The organism is Pseudomonas cichorii (assembly GCF_015471405.1).
Taxonomy (GTDB): domain Bacteria; phylum Pseudomonadota; class Gammaproteobacteria; order Pseudomonadales; family Pseudomonadaceae; genus Aquipseudomonas; species Aquipseudomonas serbiensis.
Genome location: NZ_BLVZ01000005.1, coordinates 122,410 through 147,992 on the forward strand (window position 1 = coordinate 122,410; position 25,583 = coordinate 147,992).

Here is a 25,583-nt window from a genome sequence, read left to right on the forward strand (position 1 = left end):
ACGTAGGGTACGCCCTAGGTTTGTCGCGATTAGTCTCCAATGCTCCAGCCCGACGTAATCGGGTATCGGCGATCTCGTCCGAAGCCTCGTTCAGTCATTCGTGGCCCTACCGCTGCCTGCCGACGCTTGTACTCATTCAAGTCAACGAGGCGGATAACCTTGTGCACGATTTCCTTATCGAAACCTTCCGCTACGATCGCATCAGCTGAGTAGTCGTGCTCAACATACAAGCGCAAGATTTCATCCAACACCGGGTATGGAGGAAGCGAGTCCTCATCCTTCTGATCTGGCGACAGTTCTGCTGAAGGTGGACGATCAATGACGCGCTGCGGAATGACGTACCCGAGAGTGTTGCGGTATTCGCAGAGACGGAAAACCAGGGTTTTAGGGACGTCTTTCAGGACATCAAAGCCGCCAGCCATATCGCCATACAGCGTTGCGTATCCGACTGCCATTTCACTCTTGTTTCCGGTTGTGAGCACCAGGTAGCGTTTCTTATTGGAAATCGCCATCAGCATCGTGCCACGGCACCGGGCTTGGAGATTTTCCTCAGTGGTGTCTTTCGCCAGCCCTTCAAATGCAGGCGCGAGGGTCGCGAGGAACGCCTCTACCATTGGAGCGATCGGCAGCACGCTGTATTTGACGCCCAGGATATCTGCCTCTTCTTTGGCATCGTCCTGGCTCATCTGAGCTGTGTAGTGGTAGGGCATCATCACCGCTTCGACGTTCTCAGCGCCCAACGCATCCGCCGCAATCGCCAAACTGAGCGCCGAATCGATACCTCCTGAAAGGCCGAGAACAACACCTTTGAAGCCATTGCGCTGCACGTAATCCTTCACCCCGGCGACTAAAGCTTGGTACACACTTGCTTCGACGCTGAGCAACTCACTGATTGCCGCAGGAACTGGGGTCAATGGTTTGTGACTGGTACTGATACTGGTACTGGTACTGGTACTGGTACTGGTACTGGTACTGGTACTGGTACTGGTACTGGTACTGGTACTGGTATCAAAATCGCAAACGAACAGGCCTTCCTCAAATGCCGGGGCACGCTGAGTAACCTTCCCGTTTCCGTCGACTACGAAGCTGTTGCCGTCGAACACCAACTCGTCCTGACCGCCCACCTGATTGACGTAAACCATTGGGATCCCACACTCACCTGCACGCTTGGCTAGGAGCTCTTCGCGCTCGGCTTGTTTGCCTCGGTGGAATGGTGAGGCATTGAGCGTGAGCATGACTTGCGCGCCAGCATCACTCGCTTGTTTGAGCGGCTCGGAGAACCAGATGTCCTCGCAGATTGTGATCCCAACCTGGACTCCGAATAGGTTGACCACCGTCGGGCCACCTCCCGGTTCGAAGTAACGCTTCTCGTCGAAAACTCGGTAGTTAGGCAGACGCTGCTTGTAGTACCGCGCGAGCTCCTCCCCCTCAGAAATGACGGCGCAGGCGTTGTAGCGAGGGCTGGTTTCACTGCCGACGTCTTCCACCCAGGGGAACCCAACTACGACGGCGATGCCATTGACTTGTTCTTTGATCTGAACGAGAGCTTTCTCGATTCGGCTCTGCATGCTTGAGCGCAAAAGCAGATCCTCAGGCGGGTACCCGCAAAGAGTGAGCTCTGGGAAGACGATGATCTGGGCCTTGAGGTCATCGCGGGCCTTGCGAGAGGCCTCGATAACCTTCTCAACGTTGCCGAACACATCCCCAACACGGATGTTCAGCTGGGCCATTACCACTCTCAAACGCTGCTCCATGGATCCTCCAGATTTGCCTAATTAGGGATCTGCAAGATGCAGCGCTACTGCGGTTGGGGTGCCGGCTTGGTGCCAGTCAACGGGTCAGTCCGCTCTGGTCATTAGGATCAGGGACAGGGAGCTTGGGACTGCAGAAGTATGCAGGCGCTCGGAGCTGACGGGATACCTGTACCTGCCAATAGCAGCATCTTGCGATATCAAATCATTATGCCCTAACCACCCAAAACTCATGTGCCAAATTTGAAGAGTGCTTCCCGTAGGCTCCCTAGTTGCTACACAAAAAATTCTTGTTTTTTTTCAGTGTGCAGGATTACAGTTTGCACATGGGTCGCCACATGAATCTGCCGCTTAATTTGTTCTGTAGTGTGCAGTTTTCCGGGGGGAGGAACGTGATGGGCTTCTTCACCAAGTTCGGTGACGGTGCCTGCGACCTGGCTCCTCTCAGCGGCCTGGTAAAGAATCAGGTGCGCGCCATCGCCCGCCATTTCGGCGCGCCGGAATCATTGGTCGAGAAAGTACCGACAGCGGATCTGGAAGACCTGGTTCCCGGTAAACCGGACGAAGCGTCCCATGGCGTGACCTATGCAGAAATCGACGCCTTCCTGCATGGCCAGCCGGTACGCGAAGAAGCGTTCAGGATCATTTGCGACACCTATGCCAAGACCCAGCACAAGCGTGAATTGCCTTACGCGCCTTAAGTAGGACCGGATTTATCCGGGAAGGCGGTGGAACTGACGATATGGGCACCTGCACTTCGCGAATGAATTCGCTCCTACGGGGAATTCATTCGCGAAAGCATCAACTTACTTCAGCGTAACCGTGCCTTTCATCATGCTGATGTGGCCCGGGAAGGTGCAGAAGAACTGGTACTGGCCAGCCGGATCCAGCTTCGACACATCAAAGGTCACAGAATCGGTTTCCCCGGCACCAATCAACTTGGTGTGAGCGATCACACGAGGGTCGCCTTCCTTCAGGTATCCCTTGTCGATACCAACGCTCAGGCCATCAGTGGCGATAGCCTGCGAATCAGCCGTTTTGCTCAATACCCAGTTATGGCCCATCACGTTCTTCGGCAGACTGCCGGAGTGAGTGAGGTTGACGGTGAACGTCTTGCAGCTCTTGTCGATCTCGATGGCTTTGGTGTTGAACATCATCTGATCGGTCGAATCGACGGTGGTGGAGCATTCGGCAGCCAACAACTGACCACTGGCCAACGTCAACAGAGAGATAGCTACAAGCTTGCGGATCATATGAATCTCCAAGGCAGGGTGCTTCATTAATGTGATGAGAGACTGCCCCATTCAGGGCCAGGTTCCAATGACCTGCGTCAACGTGACTCTCAAGGAAGGCTTATCGATCAACGGTGCAGAATGATGCCGACTATCGCCATCATCGAAACAATCAAACAGCCAGTCAGCGCAGGCCACTCTACCATCGGCACATTGTTACCCACGGAGTGTTCATCATGCAGCTCAATAGTCTGTTTCGCAGTTTGCTTGCTGCTTATGCCTGCGGCGCCAGCGCCAGTTGCCCACACGATGCCTGCGATCAGGCGCGGCGCACTGCCCGATAATCGAGTGCGCCGCTTAATGAACGATTCATGGGCTTGAGGAATTAATGATCACGCTCGAATGAGCTATTCGCCGAGGGGCATCACCGTCACCCGTACTTCGGGATCATGACTGCCGCCGCCCAGAATCACGCCGCGCAAAGGAGAGACATCGGAGAAATCACGCCCCCATGCCAGGCTGATGTGCTCCAGCGCCGGTTGAATGTTGTTGGTCGGATCGAAATCGACCCAGCCCGATGCCGGGCAAAACACTGAAACCCAGGCATGGGAAGCGTCAGCCCCGATAAGCCGTGGCTGGCCGGGCGGCGGCTGGGTCAGCAGGTAACCGCTGACATAACGTGCCGCCAGACCGCGAGAACGCAGGCACGCCAGCATCAGATGGGCAAAGTCCTGACAAACCCCGCGACGCCTTTCCAGCACCTCCACCAGCGGTGTCGCCACTTGCGTGGCTTCGCCATCGAAGGTGAACTCCTCGAAGATCTTCTCCATCAAGGCCTGCACGCACAACAGCAACGGGCGCCCCGGCGCAAAGCACTCCTGCGAGAACTCGGCAAACGAACGCTTGAGATGCACATAGGGCGACTCGAAACGATACCGACAGGCGTCAAGAATATCGGCAGTCATCGATTGTGCGCTGTAGGTCAGAGCACTGCGCGTCACTTCCCACTCAGGTGAAAGATTGAAGTCCAGTTGTGGCCGCTCCAGCACTTCCACCCGCAACCGGGCATTGACCTGCAATTCGTCATGGGGGCGCTCGAAAGCCAGACGGGTCAATGGATTGCCGAAGACATCCAGCTCATCGCGGCGCGTCGTGGGCGTCGGCAGAATCTCCAGATGCTGCTCGGTGCAACGCTGCCAAGGGCTGCTGCGCGGCCACAGATGCGCCAGCTGCTGCGCCAGGGAAACCGGGCTGTCGTACTTGTAATGGGTGTCGTGGAGAATCTGGTAATGGGCACTCATCAAACGGATACCGTACGTTGGCTGACATCATCGACATGGGCGAAGTGGCGCAGAGCAAGGCGGTCGGAAACCTGCCCGCTGGTATCGCCAATGTTTTGCAGCAGATCAGCCAGCCCTTCCAGCACAGCCTTGAGGCTGCTTTCACCAAACAATGGATTTTCCAGGCTGCCAAGATCGAAGTTGGACAGACGCTGAATCAGGACTGCGAGGCTTCTGTCGCACGGCGCACCGAAATCGTCATTCAAGCGCCGTAACGAACGCTCCACCTGTTTCAGCTGGAACAGCACGGCATGAGGGTTCTGCTCGTCGAGCAGCAACAGGTCCAGCACAGGAATCAGATGCGGCACGGCCATGTAACGTGAACGGTAGGTAATGCTGCTGTTACCCAGCTCCAGCAACCAGTCCAGCCCCGAGTGATCGGAAACCGCCGCCGCACGCAGGAAAGCGGCCAGGCTGGAACTGAGAAACTTCAGACGCTCGATGCGTCGCCCGATCATCAGGAAGCTCCAGCCTTCGTCACGGGTCATGTCATCCAGCGCAAACCCGGACAAGGCAGCCAGAGACATCACCAGACGATTGAGGAAATCCAGAAGCTCACCGAAATCCGGCTCCTTGGTTTCCAGGCTCGCGGCTTCGCGCTGCAACTCCACCAGCGCCTGCCAGTTTTCACGGGAAAGCTTGCCCCGCACCTGGGACGCGGCCCACTGCATGCGTTGCAGGTTGGAGCGCAGGCTGAACACCCAGTCATCCCCCAGCAAGGCCGTGAGCAGCCGCTCAGGCAACTCTTCGTCCTCCTCGGCTTCAGGCAACAGGTTCAGGCTTTCGGCAAGCTCGACGGAGGCCTGCAAGGCCAATGGATCATCGCCGTCGATATAGCGTGTCAGCATGATCCGCAATAAACGGGCGCTGTCATCGCAGCGCTCGCAATAACGACCGAACCAGAACAGGTTTTCCACAACTCGCGACGGCAGATACGGGTCGCGACGAATCAGGTCATAGACACCCAGCGGTCGCTGCCCCTTCCACGGCTCTCCCAGATGAGAATAGTGCTCGCCCAACACCCAGGTGTCCTTGCTCGCGCCACCGCGCTGCATGGCAATCACATCCGCATCGGCCTCGGCGGCAACGCGGGTCAAACCACCCGGCAGCACGCGATAACCATCCATCCCCGCCACCGCATACACCCGCATGCCAATGGCACGCGGTTGCAGGCCCTGACCATCGGATTGCAGGACCGGCGCATGGGACAGTTGCGCCAGTTCCTGTGCGACATAAGCGTAAGGCCGGGCCTGCATGCGTGCAGCCAGTGCCTGACGCTGCTCTTCGTTCAGATCGCGACCGAAGACCGGAGCGAATCGTTGCGAGGGGAACGCAGGCTTGATCAACAGTTCCGGAAGTTTCTCCAGCGCCTGAGCCAGCACCGGAGGCTCACCGCACCACCATGTAGCGACCGATGGCAGGATCAGGTCCTCGCCAAACAGGAACTGACTGATTTTAGGCAGGAAGCCCAGCAAGCCCGGTGATTCCAGAACCCCGCTGCCCAAAGCATTGGCCACCAGCACATTGCCCTGGCGTACCGCTTCCAGCAGACCAGGCACACCGAGCGCGGAATCTGTGCGCAACTCCAGCGGATCGCAGAAGTCATCGTCCAGGCGACGCATGATCGCGTGAACCCGGCGCAGGCCGCTGAGGGTCTTCAGATAGACCGTGGCATCACGCACGGTCAGGTCGCTGCCCTCGACCAGTGGATAACCCAGTTGGCGAGCCAGATACAAATGCTCGAAATAGCTTTCATTGAAGCGACCTGGCGTCAGGAGCACCACCAGCGGCGCTTCGTTGCTGGTGGGTGCCTGACGGGCCAGAGTCTGTTGCAAGGCACCAAAGAACCCCGACAAATGCCTGACTTGCAGGTCCCGGTAAGCCTCCGGCAGCGCCCGAGCGACGATCTGCCGGTTCTCCAGAGCATAACCGGCCCCCGAAGGCGCCTGGGTCCGGTCAGCAGTCACCCACCAGCGCCCGTCCGGCGTACGCGCCAGATCGACGGCGTACATGTGCAGGAAAATATCTTCAGGCGGTTTGACGCCCTGGCATGGCCACAAAAAGTTGTTATGCCCGAACACCAGTTCGGCAGGCAGCAAGCCATTGGCAATCAAGGTCTGCGGACCATACAGGTCCGCGAGTACGGCATTGAGCAGGCGAGCGCGCTGGGCGATACCGGCAGAGACATGCTGCCATTCGTCCGCCGGGATGATGTGCGGCAGCAGATCCAGCTCCCACGGGCGGTCAGCTCCTTTGGGGTCGGCATAGACGTTATAGGTCACGCCGTTTTCCTGGATCTGCCGGGTCAACAAGGCCTGACGCTGGATCATCTGTGCAGAGGTGCTGCGCTGCATGTATTCGTACAGGCGTTGCCAGTGCGGCCGAACAGCCCCACTGGCATCGAGCATCTCGTGATAGGTCCCCTCGGAAAGCGGGTAACGGTCAAGCAGGTCAGGCATGGAAGGCTCGGCAAACAGCATAAGGGCTTCAGGTTAGCGCAGTCAGATGTCACACCGATGTGGACACGTCCGTGTGCATCCAACTGACTGAGCCGTTTTTATTAATGCAGGCGCATATCCAGCGTCATCGGCAATTCATCGCTAATGTTGAGCGATGGAATCTCCAATTTGCCTGCGGTATGCCCCACACGGAAGAACCGTGAGAGGCGCCGGCTTTCCGCTTCGTTGGCGTTGACCGGCAATGTTTCATAGTTGCGGCCGCCCGGATGGGCGACATGATACTCGCAGCCGCCCAGCGAGCGCTGCATCCAGGTGTCCACCAGGTCGAAGACCAGAGGCGCATGAACGCCGATGGTCGGTTGCAGGCAATTGGCAGGCTGCCAGGCTCGATAACGCACGCCTGCGACGAACTCCCCCACACGACCGGTGGGCTGCAAAGGCACGGCAATGCCGTTGCAGGTCAGCATGTAGCGCTGAGGCGGCAAACCATTGATCCGCACCTGCAGGCGCTCCAGAGAAGAGTCCACATAACGCACGGCACCGCCGCCCGAACCTTCTTCGCCCAGCACATGCCAGGGCTCCAGCGCCTGACGCAGCTCCAGCTCAATGCCGTTGACCGCGTAATCGCCCACTTTCGGGAAACGGAATTCCAGATGCGCGGCAAACCATTCGGCCCGCACTGGATAACCGGCGTCATTGAGCTCGGCAATGACGTCCGCGAAGTCCTGCTCGATGAAATACGGCAGCATGAAACGGTCGTGCAGCTCAGTCCCCCAACGCGCCAGCTTCGCGGGTGCATAGGGCTCGCGCCAGAAACGGGCAACCAGCGCACGCAACAGCAATTGCTGGGCAAGGCTCATACGCGCATGGGGTGGCATTTCAAAGGCTCGCAGTTCCAGCAACCCGAGACGCCCTGTCGCACCATCCGGCGAATACAGCTTGTCGATACAGAATTCAGCGCGATGGGTGTTGCCGGTCACATCGATCAGCAGGTTGCGCAACAGGCGGTCGATCAACCACGGAGCAACCTCCTCGCCCGGCTTGGGCATTTGTGCGAAGGCGACTTCCATTTCATAGAGCGAATCGTTGCGCGCCTCGTCAATCCGCGGCGCCTGAGACGTCGGGCCGACGAACAGGCCGGAAAACAGATACGACAGCGACGGATGGTTGTGCCAATAGCTGATCAGGCTGCGCAGCAGATCGGGGCGACGCAGGAATGGCGAGTCCGCCGGAGTCGCACCACCGAGAACGAAGTGGTTACCACCGCCCGTGCCGGTATGGCGACCATCGATCATGAACTTCTCGGTGGTCAGGCGCGTCAGGCGCGCCTGCTCGTATAAGAACTCGGTGCGCTCCACCAGTTGATCCCAGGAAGAAGAAGGCTGCACGTTGACTTCAATCACGCCCGGATCAGGCGTAATCCGGAAGTTGCTCAGGCGCGGGTCGCTCGGCGGCTCATAGCCCTCCAGCAGGACCGGGCATTGCAGCTCTTCGGCAGTGGCCTCGATCACCGCAACCAACTCAAGATATTCCTCCAGCTTCTGCAGTGGCGGCATGAACAGATACAAGCGCCCACCACGCGCCTCGGCACACAAGGCCGTACGAGTCAGCCAGTCGGCGGACTGATCAATGACCGGTTGCGGCCGATCGGTGTCGACCGGGTCGTCGGAGTGCAGTTCTTCGCGCTCAGGCAGCTCGGGGAAATCCTGGTTGTGGTCGGTCGGATGAATGAACGGATACTCCGCCGCCTTGACCCATGGCTGCGAAGCCAGAGGCAATCGATAGCCGAGCGCGGAATCACCCGGCACCAGACGGCAGTGGGTATCGCGCAGATACCAGCGCCCGCTCTGCCAGCGATCCCCCGCAGCCGTGCGCGCCAGAGGCAGCACCTGGCCTATGACTTTATCCAGACCTTGCTCGAACACCTTGCGCAAGCGTGCCCGCTCAAGCTCGTCGCTCAGCCGGGAATCCTCGGCCGTGACGTTCACAGGCAAAGCGCCTTCGCGCCACAGGTAATAGAGATTGTCTTCGTAGGCCGGGAAGACGAAGCGGGTCGGCAGTTTCAGGCGCTCGGCAACACTGCTCAGAAAACGTCCGGCCAGTTCGCCGGTCGCGCCGTAATCCCGGGTTTCATCGGCAATCAACGCATCGTTGTTCCAGACCGGCTTGCCGTCCTTGCGCCAGAAACTGTTGAGCGACCAGCGCGGCAGTTGCTCGCCGGGGTACCACTTGCCCTGCCCGAAATGAACAATGCCCTTGGGGGAGTAATGCCCACGCATGCGCTGAAACAGCTCGGCCGACAGCGCCCGCTTGTTCGGCCCGAGGGCGGCGGTATTCCACTCACTGCCATCACGATCATCGATAGAAACGAACGTGGGCTCGCCGCCCATGGTCAGGCGCACGTCATCGCGAACCAGATCAGCGTCGATCTGGTGCCCGAGGGCCTGAATCTCCTGCCACTGCTCTTCGGTGTAAGGTTTGGTGACGCGAGGCGCTTCCCAGATCCGCTCCACCGACATTTCATGGCTGAACTCGGTTTCGCAAGGCTCGACCAGACCACTGATCGGTGCAGCCGAAGAAGGCTCCGGGCTACAGGCCAGAGGAATATGACCTTCCCCGGCAAACAGGCCGGACGTCGCATCCAGCCCGACCCAACCGGCGCCCGGCAGATAGACCTCGCACCAGGCATGCAGATCGGTGAAATCGACATCCGTACCCGACGGCCCGTCCAGCGCCTCGACATCAGCCTTGAGCTGGATCAGATAACCCGACACAAAACGCGCTGCCATGCCCAGATGACGCAGCAACTGCACCAGCAACCAGGCCGAATCGCGGCAGGAACCGGAAGCGTTTTCCAGAGTGAATTCAGGCGTCTGAACCCCAGGCTCCATACGGATCAGGTAATCGATGTCCTGGCTCAGACGCTGGTTGAGCCCCACCAGAAAGTCGATGGCCGGTACAGGTTCACGGCTGATGCTTTCCAGATAGGCCGTAAACCGCGGTGTGAGCGGCAGTTTTTCCAGATACGGCGCCAGTTCGCGCTGTTCTTCGCTGGCATAAGAAAACGGAATCTTTTCCGCGTAGGGCTCAAGAAAAAAGTCGAAAGGATTGAACACGGCCATCTCGGCAACCAGATCGACTTCAACCCGCAGCTCTTTGGTTTTCTCGGGGAATACCAGACGCGCCAGGTAATTGCCCTGCGGGTCCTGCTGCCAGTTGATGAAATGGTTTTCGGGCAATACTTTCAGGGAGTACGACAACACGCGGGTTCGGCTATGAGCGGCCGGACGCAGGCGAACAATCTGGGGACCCAGTTCAACCGCACGTTCGTAGCGGTAATGCGTGACATGGTGCAAGGCAATATGAATCGACACGGCGTGCCTCCTGCGGCCTGGACGGTAATTGAACCGCGCAAGACTTATGCCATGCGAGGCAAAGCCAGCGCCAGCGATATTGAAGTGACTGGATCAGCTAAGCACAGCACCAAAATCGCGCCAATTCAGATTAGCGGTGCAAGGGTCGCACGGAAATGAGGCAGTAGGGGTACAACTGCGTAGGAGCGAATTCATTCGCGAAGCCTTTCGCGAATGAATTCGCTCCTACAAGGGAGAGGGATGAGCCGTTAGCGGGGAACCACTGGCTTGCGGGCTGGCTTCTTGCCCTTCCCGCCCTTGGCCGCTTCCATACGCTCCTTGGCGGCCTGCTTGTTGCGGGCCAGCGCGGCAGCCTTGGCTTCCTCACGCTTGTCCCAAGGCTTGCTGCCATCACTGCCACGTGGCGGCAGGCCAGTGTGCTGGGTCTGGATCAGGTTGGTCTTGGCAGCCTTGCCGACCTTGTGACTGCCAGCAGGCGTCGAGTTCTTGCGACGGGCGCTCTGGTAGCTGTCGGTCGCCGGTTGATGCAGCGGGATCAACTGATGCTTGCCAGGGCCGATCAGGTCGGCACGGCCCATGCGTTCCAGGGCTTCGCGCAGCATCGGCCAGCCCTTGGGATCGTGATAGCGCAGGAATGCCTTGTGCAGACGACGCTGGGCCTCGCTCTTGACGATGGTCACACCATCGCTCTTGTACGTGACCTTGCGCAGCGGGTTTTTGCCCGAGTGATACATGGCGGTCGCCGAAGCCATTGGCGACGGATAGAACGCCTGCACCTGATCGGCGCGGAAACCATTGCTCTTGAGCCACAGCGCCAGGTTCATCATGTCTTCATCGGTGGTGCCCGGGTGGGCGGCGATGAAGTAAGGAATCAGGTACTGCTCCTTGCCTGCTTCCTTTGAGTACTTCTCGAACATGCGCTTGAATTTTTCATAGCTGCCGATGCCCGGTTTCATCATCTGGTTGAGCGGACCTTCCTCGGTGTGTTCCGGGGCGATCTTCAGGTAACCACCTACGTGGTGAGTCACCAGCTCCTTGACGTACTCCGGCGACTCGACCGCGAGGTCATAGCGCAGGCCGGAAGCGATGAGGATCTTCTTCACACCCGGCAAGGCACGGGCGCTGCGGTACAACTGGATCAACGCCGAATGGTCGGTGTTCAGGTTCGGACAGATACCGGGGAAGACGCAGGACGGCTTGCGGCAGGCCGACTCGATTTCCGGGCTTTTGCAGGCAATGCGATACATGTTCGCGGTCGGGCCGCCCATATCGGAAATAACGCCGGTAAAACCTGGAACCTTGTCGCGAATTTCTTCGATTTCACGAATGATCGAGTCTTCGGAACGGTTCTGGATGATCCGGCCCTCGTGCTCGGTAATCGAGCAGAAGGTACAGCCACCGAAGCAGCCGCGCATGATGTTGACCGAAAAACGGATCATGTCGTAGGCCGGGATTTTCTCCTTGCCGTACGCCGGGTGCGGAACACGCGCATAAGGCATGCCGAACACGTAGTCCATTTCTTCGGTAGTCATCGGAATGGGCGGCGGGTTGAACCAGACGTCTACCTCACCATGCTTCTGTACCAGCGCACGGGCGTTGCCCGGGTTGGTTTCCAGGTGCAACACACGGTTGGCGTGGGCATACAGCACGGCGTCGTTACGTACTTTTTCGACCGAAGGCAGGCGAATGACCGTCTTGTCACGGGTCATTCGCGGGCTTGCCAGGATCTGCACGACCTTGGCTTCGTTCGGATCTTCTACCGGGCCTTTTTCCTGTTCGATGGCGCAGGCCTGGGTGTCTTGAGTGTTCACGTACGGGTTGATGATCTTGTCGATCTTGCCCGGACGGTCGATGCGCGTGGAGTCGACTTCGTACCAGCCCGCCGGAGTATCACGGCGAATGAAAGCCGTGCCGCGAACATCGGTGATGTCTTCGATCTTGTGGCCGTAGGACAGGCGCTGAGCGACTTCGACAATCGCACGCTCGGCGTTGCCGTAGAGCAGGATATCGGCGCAGGCGTCGATCAGGATCGAGTTGCGAACCTTGTCCTGCCAGTAATCGTAATGCGCGATACGGCGCAGCGAGGCTTCGATACCGCCCAGCACGATCGGCACATGCTTGTAGGCTTCCTTGCAGCGCTGGCTGTAGACCAGACTCGCACGGTCAGGACGCTTGCCGGCCATACCTCCCGGTGTATAGGCGTCGTCGGAGCGGGTCTTCTTATCCGCGGTGTAGCGGTTGATCATCGAGTCCATGTTGCCAGCAGCGACACCGAAGAACAGGTTCGGCTCGCCGAGCTTCATGAAGTCGTCTTTGGACTGCCAGTCAGGCTGCGCGATGATCCCGACGCGAAAACCCTGCGATTCGAGCAGGCGGCCAATGATCGCCATGCCAAAAGACGGGTGATCCACATACGCATCGCCGGTGACGATGATGACGTCGCAGGAATCCCAGCCAAGCTGATCCATTTCTTCCCGGCTCATCGGCAGGAAAGGTGCAGGCCCGAAACATTCGGCCCAGTACTTGGGATAGTCAAATAACGGCTTGGCTGCTTGCATGTCAGGACCTACGTTTGCACGTTGGAAAAATCGCGGGCGCGGAATATAGCACAAAAAATGATCAAATCCGACGATAGTGGTCGGATTAGTTAAGGCACAAACAAAACTTGTGGGAGGCAGCTTGCTGGCGAAAAAGCCTCAAAACCGACAGATATTCTGCGTCTGTACACTGAAGTCGCCAGCAAGCTGCCTCCCACAAAGTGATTTATGACCTTAACTGATCGGCATTACACCTACACATCACTCGTCATCGAAGTTGTAACTGCCCGGCGCCAGGTTCTCGAAGCGGGTGTACTTGCCGATGAACGCCAGACGGGACGTACCGATAGGACCGTTACGCTGCTTGCCGATAATGATCTCAGCGATACCCTTGTGTTCGGTTTCCGGGTGGTAAACCTCGTCACGGTACACGAACATGATGACGTCGGCGTCCTGCTCGATCGCTCCGGATTCACGCAAGTCGGAGTTGATCGGGCGCTTGTTGGGACGCTGCTCCAGAGAGCGGTTGAGCTGCGAGAGCGCGATGACCGGGCAGTTGAATTCCTTGGCCAGGGCTTTCAACGAGCGGGAAATCTCGGAAATCTCGTTGGTCCGGTTGTCACCGGCCGAGCCCGGAATCTGCATCAACTGCAAGTAGTCGATCATGATCATCGCAATCTCGCCGTGCTCGCGTGCAACACGGCGAGTACGGGCACGCATCTCGGACGGGCTGATACCTGCCGTATCGTCGATGAACAGCTTGCGGTCATTGAGCAGGTTCACAGCCGACGTCAGGCGCGGCCAGTCATCGTCGTCCAGCTGGCCGGCACGCACCTTGGTCTGATCGATACGCCCCAGCGAGGAAAGCATACGCATGATCAGCGATTCGCCTGGCATCTCCAGCGAGTAGACCAGTACGACCTTGTCGCTGCGCAAAACCGCATTTTCCACCAGGTTCATGGCGAAGGTGGTCTTACCCATGGACGGACGACCCGCAACGATGATCAGGTCGGCCGGTTGCAGGCCGCTGGTCTTGTCGTCCAGATCGGTATAGCCCGTAGACAGGCCGGTAATCGCGTTATCGCTGTTGAACAGCGTGTCGATACGGTCGATGGCCTTGGTCAGCAGGTCATTGACCCCCACCGGCCCACCCGTCTTCGGACGCGCCTCGGCGATCTGGAAGATCTGCCGCTCGGCCTCGTCGAGAATCTCCTCGGCGGTACGGCCTTCGGGGTTGAACGCACTGTCGGCAATCTCGTTGCTGATGCCGATCAACTGGCGCAAGGTCGCCCGCTGACGAACGATCTGGGCATAAGCCTTGATGTTGGCGACCGATGGCGTGTTTTTCGCCAGCTCACTGAGATATGCCAGACCACCGACCTGGGATGTCTGGCCTTCCTTGTCCAGTTGCTCAGACAGGGTGACCACGTCAATCGGGCTGTTCTGATCAGCCAGCCGGGCAATGGCGCGAAAGATCAGGCGGTGGTCATGCCGATAGAAATCGCCATCGGAAACTTGATCGAGCACACGCTCCCAGGCGTTGTTGTCCAGCATCAAGCCACCGAGTACAGCCTGTTCGGCCTCGATGGAATGCGGAGGCACCTTGAGGGCAGCGGTTTGCAGATCGTATTGCTCGGGGGCGGAAATATCGTTCATGGCCACTTGAATTCGAGATTTACAGAATAGGGGCTAGCAGAAAGACAAAAGGCACGACCTGTAAAACAGGATCGTGCCCGATGTTAACCCTCTAACGGACTAGCCGCCAGACGATTGCGTACTGCTTAAGCTGCTACCACGACAACGCGAACGGTTGCTTCAACGTCGCTGTGCAGGTGCACGGCAACATCGTATTCACCGACGTTACGGATAGTGCCGTTCGGCAGACGAACTTCGCTTTTTGCAACTTCAACGCCAGAGGCGGTCAGTGCATCAGCGATGTCGTGAGTACCGATCGAACCGAACAGCTTGCCTTCGTCACCAGCGGTGGCAGTGATAGTCACTTCCAGCTCAGCCAGTTGGGCAGCGCGAGTTTCGGCAGAAGCCTTCTTCTCGGCAGCCAGTTTTTCCAGCTCTGCACGACGCTCTTCAAACGCAGCCAGGTTGGCAGCGGTTGCAGCGGTTGCTTTGCCGTATGGCAGCAGGTAGTTACGACCGTAGCCAGCCTTAACGTTTACTTTGTCGCCCAGGTTGCCCAGGTTCGCGACTTTTTCCAGAAGGATCAGTTGCATGTGAAAATCCTCTTAACTTTTAACCTTCACCGTTCGCGTTATCAGAGTCCTTCGACCCCAGACGACCGCGAAAATCAATCAGGCTGTCGACAATGGCCGTAACCACGAGCAACGGACCTATCAGCTGCATGAATGGCATCAGCGTGACGTACAACCCCACCAGCCAGAAACCGGCCAGTCTTTTTTGCGCCACCAGCCCGTGAATCAGGGCCAGCCCGGCGAAGACCAGCGGTACGCTGCATAACGGCAACAGAATCAGCATTTGTGTGCCGAAGGACGGCCCTACAAACATGACTACCAACAGCGACAACGCCAGTCCCCTGGGGATTCTGATCTGACGAAACTCACGACCAAAACCACCCGGGTTGTACAACAACGCTTGCCAATAGCGCCCAAGAATCAGGCACAACACACTGAAAATCTGAAACATCACCGCCATCGAACCGATAACGAGGGGTGTAGTCAGTGAAGCGAGGGACGCTCGCTGGTCTGTCGAGAGCTTCTCGTAGACCTCACCGAAAGCCTGGGGCAGAACTCTCTCGAACTCACGCGCCAGACTATCGACCATGGGACTGAATAACGTCCCGAGACTCACTGCACACAACACTCCGACTGCCACGCTGACCAGCAGCACGCGATTCCAGGAATGACCTGCGCGCAAAACCAGCGACAGGCCACAAGACCCCAGCAGCACCAGAAGGGCAGTGGGATCTTTCTGGAAGTACCAGCAAACCAATGCTGACAGCACTCCCACACCGACGACGCCAATGGCGTCCGAACCGCGCCGCAGCAGCACAAGGCTAGCCGCAGCGGCACTCAACCAGAACAACAGCGGCAATGCCGCAGATCCGGCCACAACCAGCGTGGCCTGCACACGTCCCCGCATGATGAATTCAGCTAAGGCACGCATACATTCGATCCCTTACTACTTTGTCGACTGCCCGGTCTCAGCGGCCGTGGCTGTCGGTGTAGGCCAGCAGGGCCAGGAAGCGGGCGCGCTTGATAGCGGTGGCCAGCTGACGCTGATAACGTGCTTTGGTACCGGTGATACGGCTTGGAACGATTTTGCCGGTCTCGGATACGTAAGCTTTCAGAGTGTTGAGATCTTTGTAATCGATCTCTTTCACGTCTTCAGCGGTGAAGCGGCAGAATTTACGACGACGGAAGAAACGTGCCATGTAATAGGCTCCTCAAAAGGTCCGTGGATTACTCGTCAGCGTTATCGCTAACGTCGCTGTTGTCACCGTCATCGCCATCGGCGCTGTCGGAGTGCTCAGGACGGTCACGACGCTCACGGCGCTCACTGCGGTTCTCTTCAGCCTTGAGCATCTCGGACTGGCCAGTTACGGCTTCGTCGCGACGGATGACCAGGTTACGGATCACAGCATCGTTGTAACGGAAGTTGTCTTCCAGCTCGGCCAGGGCCTTGCCAGTGCACTCAACGTTCAGCATCACGTAGTGAGCCTTGTGAACATTGTTGATTGCGTAGGCCAGTTGACGACGACCCCAATCTTCCAGACGGTGGATTTTGCCGCCGTCTTCTTCGATCAGCTTGGTGTAACGCTCAACCATGCCGCCGACTTGCTCGCTTTGATCCGGGTGGACCAAAAAGATAATTTCGTAATGACGCATGAATGCTCCTTACGGGTTGTAGCCTGCCGCCAAAGCGGTCAGACAAGGAGTGAATGACACTGTTAGTCTTGCTCAGGGACAGACACGAAAGCGCCTGCCGTGACAGCAAGGGGCGCAATTGTAGAGAAGGGGGAAAGAAGCTGCAAGGGAAAGAAGCAGCTTCAAGCGGCAAGCCATAAGCTGCAAGCCGCACTCCGACAGCTTGCAGCTAACGCCTACTTCCGTGCGGCGGCCGCTTTGACGCTGCGTTGACGCATCGCTTCGAACAGACAGACGCCGGTCGCAACTGAAACGTTCAGGCTGCTGACGCTACCGGCCATCGGCAGGCGCACCAGATAATCGCAGTGTTCGCGGGTCAGGCGGCGCATGCCTTTGCCTTCGGCACCCATGATCAGGATGGTCGGCCCGGTGAGGTCCTGCTGATACAGTTCCTGCTCGGCTTCGCCAGCAGTACCGACAACCCACAGACCGCGCTGCTGTAGTTTTTCCAGGCTGCGAGCCAGGTTGGTCACGGCAACCAGCGGAATGACTTCCGCCGCACCGCACGCCACTTTACGCACCGCAGGCGTCAGGGTCGCCGACTTGTCCTTGGGCACAATCACCGCCAGCGCGCCAGCCGCATCGGCGGTGCGCAGGCACGCGCCGAGGTTATGCGGATCGGTAACACCGTCCAGCACCAGAATCAGCGGCGCACCTTCGGTACGATCCAGAAGCTCATCGAGCATTGCCTCGCCCCAGACCTGACTCGGACTGACATCGGCAACCACACCCTGATGCACACCCTCAACCCAGGCGTCCATTTCGCGACGCTCGGCCTGCCCGATGGTGACGCGGTTCTGACCAGCCAGCTCGACAAGAACCTGCACACGCGGATCATTCCGGCCTTCAGCCAGCCAGATATGCTTGACCCGCTTTGGATGGTGACGCAGCAACGCTTCTACGGCATGCACGCCGTAGATTTTTTCCAACTGACTCATGACTTGGCCTTGGGTTTACGCGCCCCGCCACTTTTCGCGGCTGGAGCAGAACCCGACTTGGACGGGCCCTTACGATGTTTACTGGGTTTCGACGCAGCAGCTCCAGGCTTGTCGGATTTACCCGACGAGGCCTTGCCACCGGTCTTTGCCTGCTCCAGAAGAGCCTTTTTCATTTCCCGACTTTTGCGCACTTCAGCGTTTTTCGCTGCGGCATCACTGGGACGATAGGCTTCGGATACCGCTTCCTTGGCCGAAGAACCACGACGCCCGGCCGGCTTGGCCGAAACGGACTTGTCCTTCTCGGCAGCATGTGCCGGTGCCGTTTCCTGACCGCGACGCTTGCGACCGACAGGCGCACTGGCAGTCTTCTCGGACATCTCGAAGTCGATCTTGCGCTCATCCAGATCGACGCGCATGACACGCACTTCGACCGTATCGCCCAAGCGGAAGCTGCGACCGCTACGCTCACCCGCAAGGCGGTGATGCACAGGATCGAAATGATAGTAATCGTCCGGCAAGGCCGTAACGTGTACCAGACCTTCGACGTAGATATCGGTCAACTCGACGAACAGGCCAAAGCCGGTCACAGCGGTAATCACACCCGGGAACGACTCGCCTACGCGATCCTTCATGAACTCGCACTTGAGCCAGTTGACCACGTCGCGCGTGGCCTCGTCGGCACGGCGCTCGCTCATCGAGCACTGCTCGCCCAACTGCTCCAGCGTGGCTTCGTCGTAAGGATAGATGCGCGCCTTCGGAATCGTGGCAGCACCTGCACGACGAACGTGCGGCGTATCCTGTTTCGAGCGGATCACGCTGCGGATAGCGCGGTGCGTGAGCAGGTCGGGATAGCGACGAATCGGCGAAGTGAAGTGTGTATACGCTTCATAATTCAGACCGAAGTGACCGTTGTTGTCAGAGCTGTAGACCGCCTGACTCAACGAACGCAGCATCACGGTCTGGATCAGGTGGTAATCCGGGCGATCACGCACGGTTTCGAGCAACGCCTGGTAATCCTTCGGCGTAGGCCCTTCCTTGCCCTTGTGCAGCGACAGGCCCAGCTCGCCCAGGAAAGCGCGCAGCTTTTCCAGACGCTCTGGCGGCGGACCATCGTGAACACGATAGAGCGCAGGTATTTCGTGTTTTTTCAGGAACTCGGCCGTGGCCACGTTCGCAGCCAGCATGCACTCTTCGATCAGCTTGTGGGCATCGTTGCGAGTGGTCGGACGAATTTCGGCGATCTTGCGCTCGGAGCCGAAAATGATCCGGGTTTCCTGAGTCTCGAAATCGATTGCACCACGCACATGACGCGCGCCCAGCAACACCTTGTACAAGGCGTAAAGCTGCTTGAGATGCGGAACCACGTCGGCGTATTCGCCACGCAGGGCCTTGGCATCGCTCGTTTTCGGCTGCTCCAGTATCGTGCTGACCTTGTTGTAGGTCAGGCGCGCATGGGAGTGGATCACCGCCTCGTAGAACACGTAGTCGGTCATCTCGCCGGTCTTGGAGATGGTCATCTCGCAGACCATGGCCAGACGATCAACAAGCGGGTTCAGCGAGCACAAGCCGTTGGAAAGCTGCTCAGGCAACATCGGCACCACGCGCTCGGGGAAATACACCGAGTTGCCGCGCACCTGGGATTCGGCATCCAGCGCCGAGCCGATCTTCACGTAGCTCGATACGTCGGCAATCGCCACGTAGAGCTTCCAGCCACCCGAGAACAGGCGCAGCTTGCCAGGCTTGGCTTCACAGTAAACGGCATCGTCGAAGTCACGAGCATCTTCGCCGTCGATGGTCACGAATGGCAGGTGACGCAGATCGACGCGGTTTTCCTTGTCCTTTTCTTCGACTTCCGGCTTGAGCTTCGCCGCTTCCTTTAGCACGGCCTCAGGCCAGACATGAGGAATGTCGTAGGTGCGCAGCGCGACATCGATTTCCATGCCGGGCGCCATGTAATTGCCCACCACTTCAACCACATCGCCCTGCGGCTGGAAGCGCGGCGTCGGCCAGTGGGTGATTTTCACCTCGACGAACTGGCCAATCTTCGCGTTGTTGTTGCGCCCAGGCGTCACCAGCACTTCCTGCTGGATCTTCGGGTTGTCCGGAATGACGAAGCCGATGCCACTTTCTTCGAAGTAGCGACCCACGATGGTTTCATGGGCACGGGAGATGACTTCGACAATGACGCCTTCACGGCGACCGCGGCGGTCAAGCCCCGAAACACGTGCCAGAGCACGATCACCGTCGAACACCAGACGCATTTGCGCCGGGCTCATGAACAGATCGTCGGAGCCATCGTCAGGGACCAGGAAACCGAAACCGTCACGGTGCCCGGTGATACGACCCAGGATCAGGTCCAGCTTGTCCACCGGTGCGTAGGTTCCACGACGGGTGTAGATCAATTGAGCGTCACGCTCCATTGCCCGCAGACGACGACGCAAGGCCTCGAATTGATCCTCTGTGGACAGGCCGAACTCTTCGACCAGTTGCTCGCGACTGGCCGGCGAACCGCGCTCGGCAAGGTGCTGCAGAATCAGCTCACGGCTGGGAATAGGGTTTTCGTATTTTTCCGCTTCACGAGCGGCCTCGGGATCGAGGGACTGCCAATCGGCCATTAGAGAGTTTTCACCTTGTCTATATGTGGGTTAGTTTGGCATACACCTATTGAAACGGGAAATTTCAGACTCACGCTGCCCACTAAAAAAACCTCTGGATAGCGCGCAGAACCGTACTGGACACCGCTTGCGAAATTTTCCAATTATTTTTGGCAACAGGGGTTTACAGCTCAAAAGACGCTCCGTATAGTGCGCGCCATCGACAGGCAAACGCCTCTAGATGCTGCCCAGATGGTGAAATTGGTAGACACGCCAGCTTCAGGTGCTGGTGACCGCAAGGTCGTGGAAGTTCGAGTCTTCTTCTGGGCACCAATTCAGAGCTGCAGATTACAGCAATCTTCAGACTCCCACAAAAATCCGCGAAAGCGGGTTTTTGCATTTCAGGGTTTTGATTATTAAAACCAAAACAGGGGTTTACAGATCGAAACGCTCTCCGTATAGTGCGCCCCATCAACGGCGTGCAACGCTGCTGATGCTGCCCAGATGGTGAAATTGGTAGACACGCCAGCTTCAGGTGCTGGTGACCGCAAGGTCGTGGAAGTTCGAGTCTTCTTCTGGGCACCAATTCAAACAAAACCGAGCCTTGTGCTCGGTTTTGTGCTTTCCGGGGTTTGGAATTTTGAAGGTTCGCGAATGAATTCGCTCCTACAGGGCCGGCAGGAGCGGATTCATTCGCGAAAGGTCAGGCCCTGAACTGCCCCAGACTCGCCTTCAACTGCGCAGCCAGCCCGTTGAGCACCTTGCCGCTGGCCGTAGTCTCGACCACCGCCTTGGCAGCCCGCTCGGCCTGGGCATGAATCACCTCAACACGCCCCCGCACAGCCTGAGCACCCTGCGCCTGATGCTCGGCCGCCTTGGTAGCCAGACCGATTGCGGCATGCACCTGCTCGACCGACTCCTGCACCGTCTGCTGCAGCTTCGCACTGTCGCGCAGAACCGCCAGCCCTTCCTTGGCCTGACGCCCGGCAAGACCAATGGCAGCCACCGCCTCCTTGGCACCACGCTGCAAGGCTCCGATATGCTCCTGGATATCTCCGGTAGAGCTTTGTGTCTTGCTGGCCAGCGCGCGCACCTCATCGGCAACCACCGCAAAACCACGCCCCGTCTCACCCGCTCGCGCCGCCTCGATGGCCGCGTTCAAGGCCAGCAGGTTGGTCTGCTCGGCAATCCCATGAATGACTTCAAGCACGACTTCGATCTGCTCGCTTTGCTGAGCCAGGCGCTCGATCACTTGAGAACCTGTCTCCACCTGCCCCGCCAGCGCCTCGATCAACCCTCCCACCTGATTCGAGGTACGAGTGTTTTCGTCGGTCGCCTGCTTGATGTCGACCACCTGCCGCAAGGCCGCCTGCATGGCATGACTTTCCGACTGCGCCTCATCAGCCATCTGCTCAAGCGCCTTCAAGCTGGCAGCCACTTCATCGCGCTGCAATTCGGCAGCCGCATCAGCGCCGGCATTACGCTGGCTCATCACACCGATCTCAACACCGGTACGCTGTGCAACATCACCCGCCTCACGAACGATGGGCTGCAACTTGTCGATGAAGCGGTTGACCGCCGCCGACATATCGCCAATCTCGTCATTGCTGTCGAGCCTGACGCGCTTGGTCAAATCGCCCTCACCCGCCGCCAGATCATTCAGGGCAGCAATCAGCAGGTGCAGCTTGCTGACCACTCGGCGCCCAAGCACAACGGCCAATAACAGCAGCACACCCAACCCGACCAGCGCCAGGCCAAGCCCGATCCTCCAGCGCAACTCTTGCGCAGCCCCCTGAACGGCCAGGCTGGTATTGCTGGTCATCGCCGTCGCCGCTGCCTGGGCAGACTGCAAGCGAGTGCGCAATGCAGCAGAGCTGTCCTTCGATGCGCTCGCCAGACTGTCGGAAACCAGTTGCTCGCCATTAGTGATAAGGGACGAGAAGCGCTTGTCCAGGGCAGCCAGGTTTTCCTCGACCGCCGCCGTAGAAACGCCCATGCGCACCTTGCCGATCTCCACACCATTAGGGCTGATAGGCGCCTCGATGTAGTAAACCGACGGATCGTTTTTCGCAGCATTCAGGACCTTGTCCATGGCCCGCTCGCCTTCACCCTTGGCAAGCAACGCCTTGATCAAGACATTGTCACGGTTCAGGTAGCGAGTCAGGTGCTCACCCGCAGCATCGTCATAAACGACAAACAGCACATTGGGATTGCGCTGAGCACGACGGGCGAATTCGGACAATGTTGGCGTGTCGTTATCCCACATGGCTCGTGGCGCCACCGCCGCCAGCAACTCGGCCATATCGGTAGCCGAATCCTTGAGGCTCTTTTCCAGAGTGGCGCGCAATTGCCCCTGCTCGTCCTTGAGGCGCGTGGATAAACCGGCACTCAAGCGCTGACGGGTACTTGCTGAGAGCGCATCGAGGCTCGATGTCACCTCGCTACTCGCCCGCTCCAGCTCGGAGGACAAATGTTGCGAATCTACCCCCAACCTGCTGGCAAGATCCGCCTCAAGAGCCGTAACGGTGCTCCGGGTAAGAGCAACTGCAACCAACACCTGCACCAAAAGAGCAATGCCAAGCGCGATGAAAACCGGACGCAGCAAGCGGCTGCGTAAAAGAGAGAGCACAGCTGACACAGGAGAATCCCTCCACCATGGGTGCCATTAAAATAATGGCACCTTTTTTGACACTTCTATGTAGCAAGCGTCGTGCCGTTCGGCAAGCACAATCCCGTGCCTGGAATACCAGACAGCCAGAAACGAGAAAGGGCCGCAAAATGCGGCCCTTTCTTACAACTCAAGCAGTTCGATCAAGCAAACGGATGACGCAGAACGATGGTTTCGTTGCGGTCAGGGCCGGTGGAGATGATGTCGATAGGCGCGCCTACCAACTCTTCGACACGCTTGATGTAGGCACGAGCATTCTCAGGCAGCTCTGCCAGAGTTTTGGCACCCAGAGTGGATTCGCTCCAGCCTGGCATCTGCTCGTAGACCGGACGCAGACCGTTGTAGCTGTCGGCATCGGTAGGCGCTTCGATTACAGCACCATCTTCGTTCTCGTAACCAACACAGATATTGATGGTTTCCAGCCCATCGAGAACGTCCAGCTTGGTCAGGCACAGGCCCGAGATGCTGTTGATCTCGATAGCACGACGCAGGATGACAGCGTCGAACCAGCCACAACGACGGGCACGGCCAGTGGTAGCACCGAACTCGTGACCACGCTTGGCCAGGAAAGCACCTACGTCATCGAACAGTTCGGTCGGGAAAGGACCCGAACCAACGCGAGTGGTGTAGGCCTTGGTGATACCCAGGATGTAATCCAGGTACATCGGACCGAAACCCGAACCGGTGGCGATACCGCCAGCCGTGGTGTTGGAGCTGGTGACGTACGGATAAGTACCGTGGTCGATGTCCAGCAGCGAACCCTGGGCGCCCTCGAACATGATGTCTTTGCCATCGCGACGCATTTCATGCAGCGCAGCAGTGACGTCGAGCATCATCGGCTTGAGCAGGTCAGCGTATTCCATGCACTCGTCGAGAGTCTTCTGGAAGTCGATGGCAGGCTCTTTGTAATAATTGACCAGCACGAAGTTGTGGTAGTCGAGCAGCTCGCCCAGCTTGGCCGCGAAACGCTCACGGTGGAACAGGTCACCGATGCGCAGGCCACGACGGGCAACCTTGTCTTCGTAAGCCGGGCCGATACCGCGACCGGTAGTACCGATCTTCAGTTCGCCACGAGCCTTTTCACGCGCCTGATCCAGCGCAACGTGATACGACAGGATCAGCGGGCAGGAAGGGCTGATGCGCAGACGCTCGCGCACCGGAATGCCTTTCTCTTCAAGCTTGACGATTTCGCGCAGCAGCGCGTCGGGCGCAACCACTACACCGTTACCGATCAGGCACTGCACGCCTTCGCGCAGAACACCGGACGGAATCAGGTGCAATACGGTCTTCTCGCCATCGATCACCAGAGTGTGACCTGCGTTGTGGCCACCTTGATAGCGAACCACGGCGGTAGCATGTTCGGTCAGCAGATCAACGATCTTGCCTTTGCCCTCATCACCCCATTGGGTGCCCAGGACTACGACATTCTTACCCATAACACTTGTCCTCATTCACGCAAACTTGGTGCCGGCGGCGGCCGGCAGGAATACTCAAGAAGCCAGCGGCATTACCTGCCAACGCTCGCCATGCTGAATCAATTGCCGATCACAGTCGGCTTCACGCGCTGCACTCACCTGTTGCCCAGGCAAAGCCTGAACCACACGCTGCCCCTCGCTGCGCAACTGGCAAACCTGCTGCCAGAGTGCTGCATCCGTACTGTCCGGCATCCAGATACCACCAGATGGCAGTTCGATTTCTGCACGACCCAGTGTCACCAGGGTTTTCAGGTCCGTGGAGAAACCGGTAGCCGGACGGGCGCGACCGAAGTCGGCGCCGATATCATCATAACGACCGCCCTGGGCAATCGATTGACCTACACCCGGTACAAACACCGCGAACACCACACCGGTATGGTAGTGGTAACCGCGCAGCTCACCGAGGTCGAAATACAAAGGCAACTGCGGGAAGCGTGCAGACAGACGATCGGCGATGCTCAGCAGATCGTCCAGAGCAGCCAGCACAGGTGCAGGCGCATTCGCCAGACGGTCACGCGCAGCAGCCAGAACCTCACGACCGCCACACAGATCGACCAGCGCACGCAGCATAGTGGCCAGTTCTTGCGGCAGATCGGCGGTCAGGGCGATCACTTCATCGATGGCCTTGCGTTGCAGCGCATCGAAAAGCTGTTGCTCGACCTCGCCCGACAGACCGGCAGCACGTGCCAACCCACGATAGATGCCGACATGCCCGAGGTCCATGTGGACATCAGGCACATCCGCCAGTTGCAGCATTGCCAGCATCAGGCTGATGACTTCGACATCGCTGCTCGGGCTCGCATCGCCATACAACTCGGCACCCAGTTGAATCGGGCTGCGCGAGGATGACAGTGCGCGCGGCTGAGCATGCAGGACACTGCCTGCATAGCAGAGACGACTTGGCCCTTCACGCTTGAGGGTATGCGCATCGATACGCGCCACCTGAGGCGTGATATCGGCACGAAACCCCATTTGCCGCCCCGACTGCGGATCGATCACCTTGAAGGTGCGCAGATCCAGATCGGAACCTGCTCCAGTGAGCAGGGACTCCAGATATTCGATATGCGGGGTGACGACAAACTCATAGCCCCAGCTCTGGAACAGATCCAACACCTGACGGCGCGCTACTTCGATACGCGCCGCTTCTGGTGGCAGTACTTCTTCGATGCCATCTGGTAGCAGCCAGCGGTCAACCGTTGCCATTACGCCATTCCCCTATGATCCGGGTGGCCAGCCATGAGGCAAGCCTTGAGTGAAGCAGAGAGCGGTCGCCCCGTATTACGGGCACGACAAACACCCGAGACAGGCCTTGCAGA

General features: G+C 58.4%; 16 protein-coding genes, 2 tRNA genes and 1 pseudogene. 3 read left to right on the forward strand and 16 right to left on the reverse strand.

All coding sequences use genetic code 11. From position 1 onward, the window contains the following. Positions 1-29: 29 nt before the first annotated feature. Positions 30-1,754 carry an NAD+ synthase gene (locus JL015_RS08725; RefSeq protein WP_201018182.1) on the reverse strand — a complete coding sequence of 575 codons (1,725 nt, stop codon included), beginning with the start codon at positions 1,752-1,754 and terminating at the stop codon, positions 30-32. A gap of 389 nt (positions 1,755-2,143) precedes the next feature. Between JL015_RS08725 and nadE the strand changes: the two are divergent. After that, positions 2,144-2,452: pseudogene (gene nadE / locus JL015_RS08730) on the forward strand (NAD(+) synthase); the annotation flags it as partial. 105 nt (positions 2,453-2,557) lie between these two features. On the opposite strand, the gene azu reads toward nadE, so the two are convergent. The 12 genes from azu to rnr form a co-directional block, all read right to left on the reverse strand. Further along, entirely contained in the window at positions 2,558-3,004 is a 447-nt protein-coding gene (gene azu / locus JL015_RS08735; RefSeq protein WP_201001781.1) for an azurin, read from the reverse strand. Between the two features lie 386 nt (positions 3,005-3,390). Next, complete coding sequence (locus tag JL015_RS08740) at positions 3,391-4,284, reverse strand: transglutaminase family protein (protein WP_201001780.1); 894 nt, start codon at positions 4,282-4,284, stop codon at positions 3,391-3,393. Further along, complete coding sequence (locus JL015_RS08745) at positions 4,284-6,782, reverse strand: circularly permuted type 2 ATP-grasp protein (RefSeq protein WP_201018183.1); 2,499 nt, start codon at positions 6,780-6,782, stop codon at positions 4,284-4,286. The genes JL015_RS08740 and JL015_RS08745 overlap by 1 nt, the downstream gene beginning before the upstream one ends. Positions 6,783-6,883: 101 nt before the next feature. Further along, positions 6,884-10,156, reverse strand: a complete 3,273-nt coding sequence (locus JL015_RS08750) for a transglutaminase family protein (RefSeq protein ID WP_201018184.1) — start codon at positions 10,154-10,156, stop codon at positions 6,884-6,886. A 248-nt stretch (positions 10,157-10,404) separates the two neighbouring features. Beyond that, the gene (locus JL015_RS08755) at positions 10,405-12,714 is read right to left on the reverse strand and encodes a YgiQ family radical SAM protein (protein ID WP_201018185.1); all 2,310 of its coding nucleotides are present in this window, start codon (positions 12,712-12,714) and stop codon (positions 10,405-10,407) included. 240 nt (positions 12,715-12,954) lie between these two features. Beyond that, entirely contained in the window at positions 12,955-14,349 is a 1,395-nt protein-coding gene (dnaB, locus tag JL015_RS08760) for a replicative DNA helicase (protein ID WP_201001776.1), read from the reverse strand. A 125-nt stretch (positions 14,350-14,474) separates the two neighbouring features. Then, positions 14,475-14,921 (reverse strand): 50S ribosomal protein L9, encoded by a 447-nt coding sequence (rplI, locus tag JL015_RS08765; RefSeq protein WP_025258306.1) that lies wholly within the window; start codon positions 14,919-14,921, stop codon positions 14,475-14,477. A 19-nt stretch (positions 14,922-14,940) separates the two neighbouring features. Then, positions 14,941-15,831 (reverse strand): hypothetical protein, encoded by an 891-nt coding sequence (locus tag JL015_RS08770; protein ID WP_201018186.1) that lies wholly within the window; start codon positions 15,829-15,831, stop codon positions 14,941-14,943. A gap of 37 nt (positions 15,832-15,868) precedes the next feature. Continuing rightward, positions 15,869-16,099 (reverse strand): 30S ribosomal protein S18, encoded by a 231-nt coding sequence (rpsR, locus tag JL015_RS08775; RefSeq protein WP_002551829.1) that lies wholly within the window; start codon positions 16,097-16,099, stop codon positions 15,869-15,871. Positions 16,100-16,127: 28 nt separating this feature from the next. Continuing rightward, the gene (gene rpsF, locus JL015_RS08780) at positions 16,128-16,553 is read right to left on the reverse strand and encodes a 30S ribosomal protein S6 (RefSeq protein WP_002551828.1); all 426 of its coding nucleotides are present in this window, start codon (positions 16,551-16,553) and stop codon (positions 16,128-16,130) included. A 215-nt stretch (positions 16,554-16,768) separates the two neighbouring features. Further along, the gene (rlmB, locus tag JL015_RS08785; protein ID WP_025258304.1) at positions 16,769-17,530 is read right to left on the reverse strand and encodes a 23S rRNA (guanosine(2251)-2'-O)-methyltransferase RlmB; all 762 of its coding nucleotides are present in this window, start codon (positions 17,528-17,530) and stop codon (positions 16,769-16,771) included. Further along, complete coding sequence (rnr, locus tag JL015_RS08790; protein WP_201018187.1) at positions 17,527-20,145, reverse strand: ribonuclease R; 2,619 nt, start codon at positions 20,143-20,145, stop codon at positions 17,527-17,529. The genes rlmB and rnr overlap by 4 nt, the downstream gene beginning before the upstream one ends. Positions 20,146-20,370: 225 nt before the next feature. On the opposite strand from rnr, the gene JL015_RS08795 reads away from it, so the two are divergent. Together JL015_RS08795 and JL015_RS08800 are read left to right on the forward strand one after the other, a co-directional pair. After that, positions 20,371-20,457, forward strand: a tRNA-Leu gene (locus JL015_RS08795). Positions 20,458-20,622: 165 nt separating this feature from the next. After that, positions 20,623-20,709 (forward strand) — tRNA-Leu (locus JL015_RS08800). Between the two features lie 118 nt (positions 20,710-20,827). On the opposite strand, the gene JL015_RS08805 is transcribed toward JL015_RS08800, so the two are convergent. The 3 genes from JL015_RS08805 to JL015_RS08815 form a co-directional block, all read right to left on the reverse strand. Beyond that, complete coding sequence (locus tag JL015_RS08805; RefSeq protein ID WP_201018188.1) at positions 20,828-22,762, reverse strand: methyl-accepting chemotaxis protein; 1,935 nt, start codon at positions 22,760-22,762, stop codon at positions 20,828-20,830. A 173-nt stretch (positions 22,763-22,935) separates the two neighbouring features. Beyond that, on the reverse strand, positions 22,936-24,228 hold the full coding sequence (locus JL015_RS08810) for an adenylosuccinate synthase (protein ID WP_117167321.1): 1,293 nt from the start codon (positions 24,226-24,228) through the stop codon (positions 22,936-22,938). 54 nt (positions 24,229-24,282) lie between these two features. Continuing rightward, the gene (locus JL015_RS08815) at positions 24,283-25,470 is read right to left on the reverse strand and encodes an ATP phosphoribosyltransferase regulatory subunit (protein WP_198724385.1); all 1,188 of its coding nucleotides are present in this window, start codon (positions 25,468-25,470) and stop codon (positions 24,283-24,285) included. Positions 25,471-25,583 lie beyond the last annotated feature (113 nt).

Excerpts from the sequence above, each read along its gene's own strand:
- JL015_RS08725 (WP_201018182.1), bottom strand. The coding sequence starts at position 1,754 with ATGGAGCAGCGTTTGAGAGTGGTAATGGCCCAGCTGAACATCCGTGTT.
- azu (WP_201001781.1), bottom strand. The coding sequence starts at position 3,004 with ATGATCCGCAAGCTTGTAGCTATCTCTCTGTTGACGTTGGCCAGTGGT.
- JL015_RS08740 (WP_201001780.1), bottom strand. The coding sequence starts at position 4,284 with ATGAGTGCCCATTACCAGATTCTCCACGACACCCATTACAAGTACGAC.
- JL015_RS08745 (WP_201018183.1), bottom strand. The coding sequence starts at position 6,782 with ATGCCTGACCTGCTTGACCGTTACCCGCTTTCCGAGGGGACCTATCAC.
- JL015_RS08755 (WP_201018185.1), bottom strand. The coding sequence starts at position 12,714 with ATGCAAGCAGCCAAGCCGTTATTTGACTATCCCAAGTACTGGGCCGAA.
- dnaB (WP_201001776.1), bottom strand. The coding sequence starts at position 14,349 with ATGAACGATATTTCCGCCCCCGAGCAATACGATCTGCAAACCGCTGCC.
- rplI (WP_025258306.1), bottom strand. The coding sequence starts at position 14,921 with ATGCAACTGATCCTTCTGGAAAAAGTCGCGAACCTGGGCAACCTGGGC.
- JL015_RS08770 (WP_201018186.1), bottom strand. The coding sequence starts at position 15,831 with ATGCGTGCCTTAGCTGAATTCATCATGCGGGGACGTGTGCAGGCCACG.
- rpsR (WP_002551829.1), bottom strand. The coding sequence starts at position 16,099 with ATGGCACGTTTCTTCCGTCGTCGTAAATTCTGCCGCTTCACCGCTGAA.
- rpsF (WP_002551828.1), bottom strand. The coding sequence starts at position 16,553 with ATGCGTCATTACGAAATTATCTTTTTGGTCCACCCGGATCAAAGCGAG.
- rlmB (WP_025258304.1), bottom strand. The coding sequence starts at position 17,530 with ATGAGTCAGTTGGAAAAAATCTACGGCGTGCATGCCGTAGAAGCGTTG.
- rnr (WP_201018187.1), bottom strand. The coding sequence starts at position 20,145 with ATGGCCGATTGGCAGTCCCTCGATCCCGAGGCCGCTCGTGAAGCGGAA.
- JL015_RS08810 (WP_117167321.1), bottom strand. The coding sequence starts at position 24,228 with ATGGGTAAGAATGTCGTAGTCCTGGGCACCCAATGGGGTGATGAGGGC.
- JL015_RS08815 (WP_198724385.1), bottom strand. The coding sequence starts at position 25,470 with ATGGCAACGGTTGACCGCTGGCTGCTACCAGATGGCATCGAAGAAGTA.